The following is a 9,312-nucleotide window of genomic DNA, read 5'->3' as shown; positions in this document are numbered from 1 at the left end:
CTGGCGATCCGCGTCCGGATCGTCCTCGAGCCGGACGAGACGGCGGTGCTGGACTTCGTCACCGGGGTGGCGCCGGACCGGGCCGCGGCGCAGGACCTGGCGCGCCGCTATCAGGACCGCCAGGCGGCCGACCGGGTGTTCGACCTGGCCTGGACCCACGGCCAGGTGGTGCTGCGCCAGCTTAACGCCAGCACCGCCGATGCGCGCCGCTACGCCGGGCTGGCCGCCGCGGTGGTGTTCAACGTGCCGCGCCTGCGCGCCGATCCCGCCACCATCGCACGCAACCAGCGCGGCCAGTCCGGCCTGTGGGCCTACTCGATCTCGGGCGACCTCCCGATCGTGCTCCTGCGCCTGCGCGATCCGGCCCACATGGAGCTGGCGCGGCAGATGGTGCAGGCGCACGAATACTGGCGCCTGAAGGGGCTGGCCGTGGACCTGGTGATCTGGTGCCATGACCGCGAAGGCTACCGCCAGGGCCTGCGCGACCAGCTGATGGGGCTGGTGACGTCCGCGGGCGAGGCGCAGGCCCTGGACCGGCCCGGCGGGATCTTCGTCCGCCTGCAGGACCAGGTGCCGCCGGAGGACCAGGTGCTGATCGCTGCCGTGGCCCGCGTCGTGCTGGATGGCGACCGCGGCGCGCTGGACGACCAGTTGCGCCGCGCCGTTCCGCGTCCCTTGCGAGTGCCGGTGCTGGCCGCCGACGCCCGCGCGGCGCTGGTGCACGAGCCGGTGCAGCTCGAGCTGCCGGAGCTGATGCTCGCCAATGGCACCGGCGGCTTCAGTGCCGATGGGCGCGAGTACGTGATCCGCACGCGCGCCGGCGCCCCCACCCCGGCGCCCTGGTGCAATGTGCTGGCCAATCCCTGGTTCGGCAGCGTGGTCTCCGAAAGCGGGCAGGCTTGCACCTGGGCGGAGAACGCTCACGAGTTCCGCCTGACGCCCTGGGACAACGACCCGGTCTCGGACACGTCCGGCGAAGCCTTCTATGTACGCGACGAACATACGGGACATTTCTGGTCGCCGGCGCCTCTGCCCGCGGCCGGACAGGGGGACTACCTGACCCGGCACGGGTTGGGCTACAGCGTCTTTGAACACGTGGAAGACGGGCTGCACACCGAGCTGACCGTGTTCGTGGCAGCCGATGCAGGCATCAAGTACAGCATCCTCAAGGTGCGCAATGACAGTAGCATGAAGCGCCGGGTCGCGCTCACCGGCTATGTCGAATGGGTGCTGGGCGAACACCGCGACCGCAGCGCGCCGCATGTGGTCACCGAAATCGACCCGGCCAGCGGTGCGCTGTTTGCCCGCAATGGCTACAACACGGAATTCGCGGGGCGGATGGCGTTCTTCCACGCCGATGCGCGCAGCTTCACGGTCACGGCCGACCGGGAAGAGTTCCTGGGCCGCCAGCGCAGCCTGCGCAGTCCCGCGGCGATGCTGCGCGCACGCCTGTCCAGCCGCACCGGGGCCGGCTACGACCCGTGCGCGGCCATCATGGTGCCGCTCGAACTGCCGCCGGGCGAGACGCAGGAAGTGGTGTTCGCGCTGGGCGTGAGTGGGCGCCGCACCGAGGAGCTGGCGCAGATGATCGCCACCCGCACGGGCGCGGTGGCCGCGTACCAGGCGCTGGCCAAGGTGAAGGAACGCTGGGAGGGCTTGCTGGGCGGCGTGCAGGTCGAGACGCCCGACCCCGAGCTGAACGTGCTGGCCAATGGCTGGCTGCCGTATCAGGTGATCGCGAGCCGGCTGTGGGGGCGCAGCGGCTACTACCAGTCGGGCGGCGCGTTCGGGTTCCGCGACCAGCTGCAGGACGCCGTGGCGCTGGTCCATGCCGATCCACAGCTGCTGCGCGAACAGATTTTGCTGGCAGCCAGCCGCCAGTTCCCGGAAGGGGATGTGCAGCACTGGTGGCATCCGCCATCCGGACGCGGCGTGCGGACTATGTGCTCGGACGATTATCTGTGGCTGCCGTTCGCCGTGCATGCCTATGTGAGCGCGACCGGCGACCGCGCCGTGCTGGATGAGGCGGCGGGTTTCATCGAAGGGCGGCCGCTCAAGGAACACGAAGAGTCCTACTACGACTTGCCGCAGCCGGCGCAGCAGCATGCCAGCCTGTATGAGCACTGCGTACGCGCGCTCCGGCACGGTTTGCGGTTTGGGGAGCACGGGTTGCCGCTGATGGGCTCCGGGGACTGGAACGACGGTATGGACCGTGTTGGCGCCGAGGGGAAGGGCGAGAGCGTGTGGCTCGGGTGGTTCCTGTGCGATGTGCTGCGCAAGTTTGAAGGCGTGGCGCGGCTGCAGGGGGACCAGGAGTTCGCGGCCACCTGCCGCGAGCAGGCGCAGGAGCTGGCGCTCAATCTGGAGCGGCACGCGTGGGACGGCGAGTGGTACCGGCGCGCCTACTTCGACGACGGCACGCCACTCGGCACGGCGGCGGCGGACGAATGCCGGATCGATTCGATCTCGCAGAGCTGGGCGGTGCTGTCGGCGGCGGGCGATCCGCAACGGGCGCGCAAGGCGATGCGGCAGGTCGATCAGCTGCTGGTGCGGCGGGAGCTGGAACTGGTGCAGCTGCTGGATCCGCCGTTCGATGCGGGTCGCACCGATCCGGGATACATCCGCGGCTATGTGCCGGGCGTGCGCGAGAACGGCGGCCAGTACACCCATGCGGCGGTATGGGCGGCGATGGCGTTCGCGCGGCTCGGCGACGGTCCGCGTGCGTGGGAGCTGTGCCGGATGATCAATCCCGTCAACCACGCGCGCGATGCGGAAGGTGTGGAGAGGTATCGGGTGGAGCCGTATGTGATGGCGGCGGATGTGTATTCGGCCCGCGGGCACGAGGGGCGGGGCGGGTGGACGTGGTACACCGGGTCGGCGGGGTGGATGTACCGCTTGCTGGTGGAGTCGCTGCTTGGCCTGCACGTGGAGGCGGACCGGCTGACGCTGGCTCCGCTGCTGCCGCCGGAATGGCCAGGCTTCCGCTTGCGCCTGCGCTGGCGGAGCGCCACGTATGCTATCAGCGTGGAGCGCGGCGCCGAGTGGTCGCTGGCGCTGGATGGCCAGCCGCAGGCCCGCGACGGCATCGTGCTGGCAGACGATCATCGCGAGCACGAGATCCGCGTCACCCTCGGCGACGCCTCCTGACGCAGCGCAAACGCCGCCGCGCTCCGCGGCGGGACATTGACAGCCGCACGCCCACGAAACACCGTGCTCCCCGCGCAGCCCGCAGCCCGCAGCCCGCAGCCCGCAGTCGGCAGTCCGCGGTCCGCGGTCCGCGTGCTGGGGCGCCCGATCGCGCTGCAGCACGCGTCTTCTTGGGCGTCCATACGATGGAGGCCGCATGTCCCGACGCTTGCCTTGCCTGCTGCTCGCTGTGTCTACGTTGTTGCCCGCACCGCTGCTCCCTTTGCCCGCAGCGGCAGGCGTCGCTGATCACCGCGAGTTCGAGGCGACCCTGTACGCGCCCTACCGCGGCGAGGCGGGCGAGCGGCGCACGTTCACGCTGCGCTTCGGCTACCCTGGCCTGCCCGCTGCCACCCAAGTCAGCTGGACGCTGGAGCTGACCCGCTCCGGCGCCAGCATCCCCGGCTCCGTGCTGCGCCGCTGGCAAGGCACCACCGCCATGGCCACCCAGCCCGTCGAAACCAAAGTGGAATGGGACGGTACGCTGCCCGGCGGCGAGCCAGCCCGCGGCACCTACACCGTCCACCTGCACGCCGCTCTGCCCGACGGCACCAGCGACGACCAATCTTGGGACATCCTGACCGGCGCCCCACCCGCAGCGCACCCGGCGCCGCTGGCCGCAGCTGCCGCCGCCGCGCGCCGCAAGCAAGCCTTCGACCTCCCCTACACCGTCTACTACGGTAACCTGCACAGCCAGACCAACCACAGTGACGGCGGCGCCGAAGTCACCACCTGCACTGGCGCCCAAGACCCGCAGACAGGCCTGTACGGCCCCGGCGACGCCTACACCTATGCCCGCGCCCACGGCCTCGACTTCCTGATGACGTCCGAGCATAACCACATGTACGACGGCTCCGACGGCACCAACGCCGGCGCCGACCCCGGGTGGTCGCGCATGCTGTACCGCTCCGGCCTCACCGCCGCCAACGACTTCAACACAACCCACTCGGATTTCGTTGCCCTGTACGGCATGGAGTGGGGCGTGATCGGCAATGGCGGCCACCTGAACATCCTGAATGCCCCCGAGCTGCTGGGCTGGGAGCGCAACGCGGACGGCGCGCTGCTGGCCGACCTGTACACCGCCCGTGGCGACTACGCCGCCCTCTATACGCTGATGCGCCAGCGCGGCTGGATCGGCCAGTTCAACCACCCCGCGTTCACCGGCCAGTTCCAGGTCAACGGCGTACCGCTCGCGTACACGCCGGATGGCGACGACACCATCGCCCTGTGCGAAGTCCTTAACACCTCGGCCTACTCGCGCAAGGTGAATGAAGACGAAACCAGTCGGCATGGCTACGAGGACGCATGCAACCGCGCGCTGGAAGCGGGTTACCACATCGCCTTTTCATCGAGCCAGGACAACCACTGCGCCAACTGGGGCGCGTCGTACGCCAACCGCACCGCGGTGCTGATCCCGCGCGGGCGGCGCCTGACCACGGACAACCTGCTGGAAGCCATCCGCGCCCGCCGCGTGTTCGCGACCATGGACAAGACAGCGCAGCTGGTCCTGACCGCGAACGGCCACCTGATGGGGGAACGGTTCGCCAGCAGCGGTCCGCTGCGGCTGGAGGTGCGCCACGCCAGCAGCAGCGACAAGCGCGTCGCCACGGTGGCGATCATGGAAGGCGTCCCTGCCCGCAACGGCAAGGTGGCGCAGTTATCGGCAGAGATGTCGGCAACCATCGCGCCCGCCGTGGGCGAGCATTTTTACTACGCGAAGGTCACGCAGGACGACGGCAGCATGCTGTGGACGGCCCCCGTGTGGGTGACCCAGAAGCCGGCTCAGAACCCGTAGGATGCCCCCGCGCCAAGCAGCGTCAGGACGCCCAGCACCGCGAAAATCGCCGCCGCGATCCCGTGCACCAGCTTGAGGGGCACTTTGTTGGCGATGCGGCCGCCGAAGTAGACCGCCGGCACATTCGCCAGCATCATCCCCAGCGTGGTTCCGGCCACCACTGGCGCCATGGAGCCGAAGCGCGCCGCCAGCGCCACGGTGGCGACCTGTGTCTTGTCACCCATCTCGGCCAGGAAGAAGGCGATCAGGGTAGTCATGAACACGCCGTAGCGCGCCAGCTTGGCGTCGTCCTCGTCCACTTCATCCGGCACCAGCATCCACGCGGCCATGGCGATGAAGCCCAGGCCCAGCACCCAGCGCAGCACCTGCGGCCCGAGCGTGGCCGAGACCCACGCGCCCACCGCTGCCGCAAAGGCGTGATTGACGATGGTGGCAACGAAAATCCCGAGCACGATCGGCAGCGGACGGCGAAAGCGCGCCGCGAGCAGGAAGGCGAGCAGCTGGGTCTTGTCGCCGATTTCGGCCAGCGCGACGATGCCGGTGGAGATGAGGAACGCTTCCATGTCAGATCCTGATGAAGAGGCGCGATGATACCAGCCGGGCGGCTGTCAAGACGCCGGTTTTGCTGGCGTGCGTGCGTGGCATGGTGCTATCCTGCCGGGTCATGAAAACGCCCATCCCCTTGCGCATCGCAGCATGCGCGCTGTTCGTGGTGGCCGGCCAGGCCCACGCGCTCGACCCGCTCTCCTACTCGCATTACGACCAGGTCCGGCAGACCGACATCCAGCTCAAGCTGAAGGCGGACTTCGACCGCAAGACGCTGGACGGCTATGCCGAACTGGCGCTCCAGTGGCTGGACCCGAAGGCCACCGTGCTCGATCTCGACACGCGCGACCTGGCGATCACGAAGATCGAAGCGCTCGACGGCAAGGGCGCATGGCACACCGCCGAGTACAAGCTCGATGCCGCCGACAAGGAGAAGGGCAGCGCCCTGCACATAGCCTTGCCCAAGCAGCCGCGCAAGGTCCGCATCCACTACAGTACCGCACCCACCGCCGCCGCTCTGCAATGGCTCACGCCCGCGCAGACCATGTCCGGCAAGCGCCCCTTCATGTTCAGCCAGTCCGAGACCATCGACGCCCGCTCCTGGGTGCCGCTGCAGGACACGCCCGCCGTTCGCTTCACATACTCCGCGCACATCGACGCGCCGCCGGGCCTGCGCGTGGTGATGAGCGCCGAGAACGACCCCAAGGCCACCGGCGCCAAGGGCTGGGACTTCCGCATGCCGCAGCCCGTGGCCTCGTACATGCTGGCCATCGGCATCGGCGAACTGGATGTGGCCACGCTGGGCAGCCGCACCGCCGTCTACGCCGAACCGCTGCGCATCAAGGACGCCGCCTACGAACTGGCGGACACCGAGAAGATGGTGGCCGCGGCCGAATCCCTGTACGGCCCATACCGGTGGGGCAGGTATGACGTGATGATCGCGCCGCCGTCATTCCCGATCGGCGGCATGGAAAACCCGCGCATGACCTTCGCCACGCCGACCATGATCGCGGGCGACCGCAGCCTGGTGGACCTGATCGCGCACGAGCTGGCGCACAGCTGGTCCGGCAACCTGGTGACCAACGCCTCGTGGAAGCACTGGTGGCTCAACGAGGGCTTCACTACCTACGTCACCACCCGCATCATCGAGGTGCTGTACGGAGAAGATTTCGCGACCATGAACCTGCAGCTGGAGCAGGAAGAAGCACTGGCGTCGCTGGCCGACATCCCGGCCGCCAAACAGGCCCTGATCACGCGCGACCCGGACACCTCCAACGCCAGCTACACCGACGACGGCCTGGCCTACCCGAAAGGAGCGTGGTTCCTGCGCACGCTGGAGCAGCGCGCCGGCCGCGCCGTGTTCGACCCGTTCCTGCGCGGCTGGTTCGACCAGCACGCGTTCCAGAGCGTGACCACCGAGCAGTTTGTCGACTACCTGCGCAAGAACCTCCTGGCACAGCACCCGAACCTGCTCACCGAGGCGGAACTGAACCAGTGGCTGTATGGCCCCGGTATCCCGGCCAGCGCGCAGCGCGCCGTGTCCCCGCGTCTCGCCGCGCTGGACGCCACCCGCGAGGCCTGGCTCAAGGGCAGCGTGAGCACCGCGAAGCTCGACACGGCCAAGTGGTCCGCCGCCGAGTGGATGAAATTCCTGAACGACGTCGACGAGAAGGTGACCCGCGCGCAGCTCCAGGAGCTGGATGCCGCCTTCGGCCTGGGCAAGACGCGCAACGACGAAGTGGCCTTTCGCTTCTACCGCGCCGCCATCCACGCCGGCTACGACGCCGTGCGCCCGCCGCTGGAATCCTTCCTGATGCGCGTCGGCCGCCAGAAGTTCGTGGTGCCGCTGTATGCCGCGCTGCTCAAGAACCCGCAGCACGCCGCCTGGGCCCGCGCCGTGTACGAGAAAGCCCGCCCGCATTACCACCCCGAGACGCAGAAGAGCGTCGACAAGCAGATGGCCAAGAAGTAAACAAGGACCGACACCGACATGCAGACCCGAATCAAGACCCCCGTTCTGACTCTCGCCGCAGCGCTGCTGCTGGCCTTTGGCACCGCCGCACCGCTGCACGCGCGCGACACCGCAGCGGCACCCGCTGCCGCAGCCGCCGTCCCGGCCTACGACCTGGAAGCCGACACCCTGCGCGCCATGCGCACCTTCGACGTGCCCGGCATGGCGATCGCCATCGTCAAGGACGGCAAGGTGATCGCCGCGCGCGGCTTTGGCGTGCGCAAGCTGGGCGACCCGGCGCCGGTGGACGGCCAGACGCTGTTCGAGATCGCGTCCAACTCCAAGGCCTTCACCGCGGCCATGCTGGCGCATTTGGTGGACGAGGGCAAGCTGGCCTGGGACGACCCCGTGACCAAGCACCTGCCGGACTTCCAGATGTATGACGCTTACGTGACTCACGAGATGACGGTGCGCGACCTGCTGGTCCACCGCAGCGGCCTGGGTCTCGGCGCCGGTGACCTGATGTGGTGGCCCACGACTACCTTCACCTCGGACGAGATCATCCACCGGCTCCGCTTCATCAAGCCCGCCACCAGCTTCCGCAGCGCCTACGCCTACGACAACCTGCTCTACATCGTGGCCGGCAAGATCATCGCGCAGAAGTACGGCAGCACCTGGGGCGACGCGGTGCGCGCGCAGATCCTCAAGCCGCTGGGTATGAATCACACCACCACCAGCCTGGCCGAAAACGCGGGCATTGCCAATGTGGCGGGCGCGCACTCCAAGGTCGGCGAGAAGATCACGCTGGTGAAGCAGATGCCGGTATCGAACGCGGTCGGCGCGGTCGGCATCAACACCAGCGCCGAGGACATCGCCAAGTGGATGAACCTCCTGCTCGCGCAAGGCAAGCTGCCCGATTCGGACCAGCGCCTGTTCAGCGAAAAGCAGAGCCGCGAAATGTGGGCCGAGCAGACCCCGATCCGCATTTCAGAGCCCAAGCCCGCGCTGGCCAAGACGCGCGCCAACTTCTCGGCTTATGGCCTGGGCTTCCAGCTGCGCGACTACCAGGGTCGCAAGCTGGCCATGCACGGCGGCGCGCTGCAGGGCTTCTACTCGCGCATCGTGCTGGTGCCGGAAGAGAAGCTGGGCATCGCGATCTTCACCAATGCCGAGAACAGCTCCTCGATGACGGCGCTGTCGTACCGCATTCTCGACCAGTACCTCAACGTCGCCCCGACCGACTGGATCAAGCTGATGGCGGACGTCGAGAAGGAAGCGCACGAGAAGGAGCTGGCGAAACTGAAGAAGGAAGGCGCCACGCGCGCCGCCAAGTCGGCGCCGGCACTGCCGATGGCCTCCTATTACGGCGACTATGAGGACCCGTGGTACGGCACGGTCACCATCAAGCAGATGGGCAGCAAGAACGTGATGACGTTCTCGCGCACGCCGGACCTGGTGGGGGAGCTGGAGCACTTCCAGTACGACACTTTCATCGTGCGCTGGAAGGAGCGCAACTTCAACGCCGACGCCTACGTGACCTTCTCGCTGAACCCGGACGGCACCATTGAGCGCATGAAGATGGCCCCGATTTCGGCCGAGACGGACTTCAGCTACGACTTCCAGGACCTCACCTTCACCCCGGTCAAGAAGGCCGCGGCCAAGTAATCCCAGGCGGCCGGCATGTCACGCCGCGCCGCCCCCGCGACACAAACTTCTCCACAGGGGTCAGGCCTCGGCGTTTCGGAAAGTTATCAGAACATCACCGCGCAAGCCCTTGAATTGATGGGCGAAATTCGGGCGGGTGCCAGGGCTTGTCTATGAAGGCCACGCCTGA

The 9,312-nt window shown here is 68.1% G+C and carries 5 protein-coding genes; 4 read left to right on the top strand and 1 reads right to left on the bottom strand.

The window, feature by feature from the left end; genetic code table 11:
- On the top strand, positions 1–3,147 hold a 3,147-nt coding region (locus E4L96_RS19565), incomplete at its 5' end, for a glycoside hydrolase family 94 protein (protein WP_370660757.1).
- A gap of 196 nt (positions 3,148–3,343) precedes the next feature.
- Positions 3,344–4,981: a CehA/McbA family metallohydrolase gene (locus tag E4L96_RS19560; protein ID WP_135208895.1), complete on the top strand. Its 1,638-nt coding sequence runs from the start codon at positions 3,344–3,346 to the stop codon at positions 4,979–4,981.
- Here E4L96_RS19560 and E4L96_RS19555 read toward each other — a convergent pair.
- Entirely contained in the window at positions 4,969–5,544 is a 576-nt protein-coding gene (locus E4L96_RS19555; protein ID WP_135208894.1) for a TMEM165/GDT1 family protein, read from the bottom strand. The genes E4L96_RS19560 and E4L96_RS19555 overlap by 13 nt on opposite strands.
- Before the next feature lie 101 nt (positions 5,545–5,645).
- On the opposite strand from E4L96_RS19555, the gene E4L96_RS19550 reads away from it, so the two are divergent.
- The gene (locus E4L96_RS19550; protein WP_135208893.1) at positions 5,646–7,499 is read left to right on the top strand and encodes a M1 family metallopeptidase; all 1,854 of its coding nucleotides are present in this window, start codon (positions 5,646–5,648) and stop codon (positions 7,497–7,499) included.
- Between the two features lie 18 nt (positions 7,500–7,517).
- On the top strand, positions 7,518–9,143 hold the full coding sequence (locus E4L96_RS19545) for a serine hydrolase (RefSeq protein ID WP_135208892.1): 1,626 nt from the start codon (positions 7,518–7,520) through the stop codon (positions 9,141–9,143).
- Positions 9,144–9,312 lie beyond the last annotated feature (169 nt).

Source organism: Zemynaea arenosa (assembly GCF_004614185.1).
GTDB classification, from domain to species: Bacteria; Pseudomonadota; Gammaproteobacteria; order Burkholderiales; family Burkholderiaceae_D; genus Telluria; species Telluria arenosa.
Note: the sequence above shows the minus strand (reverse complement) of the source record. Positions and strands in the feature narration are given on the sequence as shown.

Coding starts and splice junctions, on each gene's coding strand:
- E4L96_RS19560 (WP_135208895.1), top strand. CDS start 3,344: ATGTCCCGACGCTTGCCTTGCCTGCTGCTCGCTGTGTCTACGTTGTTG.
- E4L96_RS19555 (WP_135208894.1), bottom strand. CDS start 5,544: ATGGAAGCGTTCCTCATCTCCACCGGCATCGTCGCGCTGGCCGAAATC.
- E4L96_RS19550 (WP_135208893.1), top strand. CDS start 5,646: ATGAAAACGCCCATCCCCTTGCGCATCGCAGCATGCGCGCTGTTCGTG.
- E4L96_RS19545 (WP_135208892.1), top strand. CDS start 7,518: ATGCAGACCCGAATCAAGACCCCCGTTCTGACTCTCGCCGCAGCGCTG.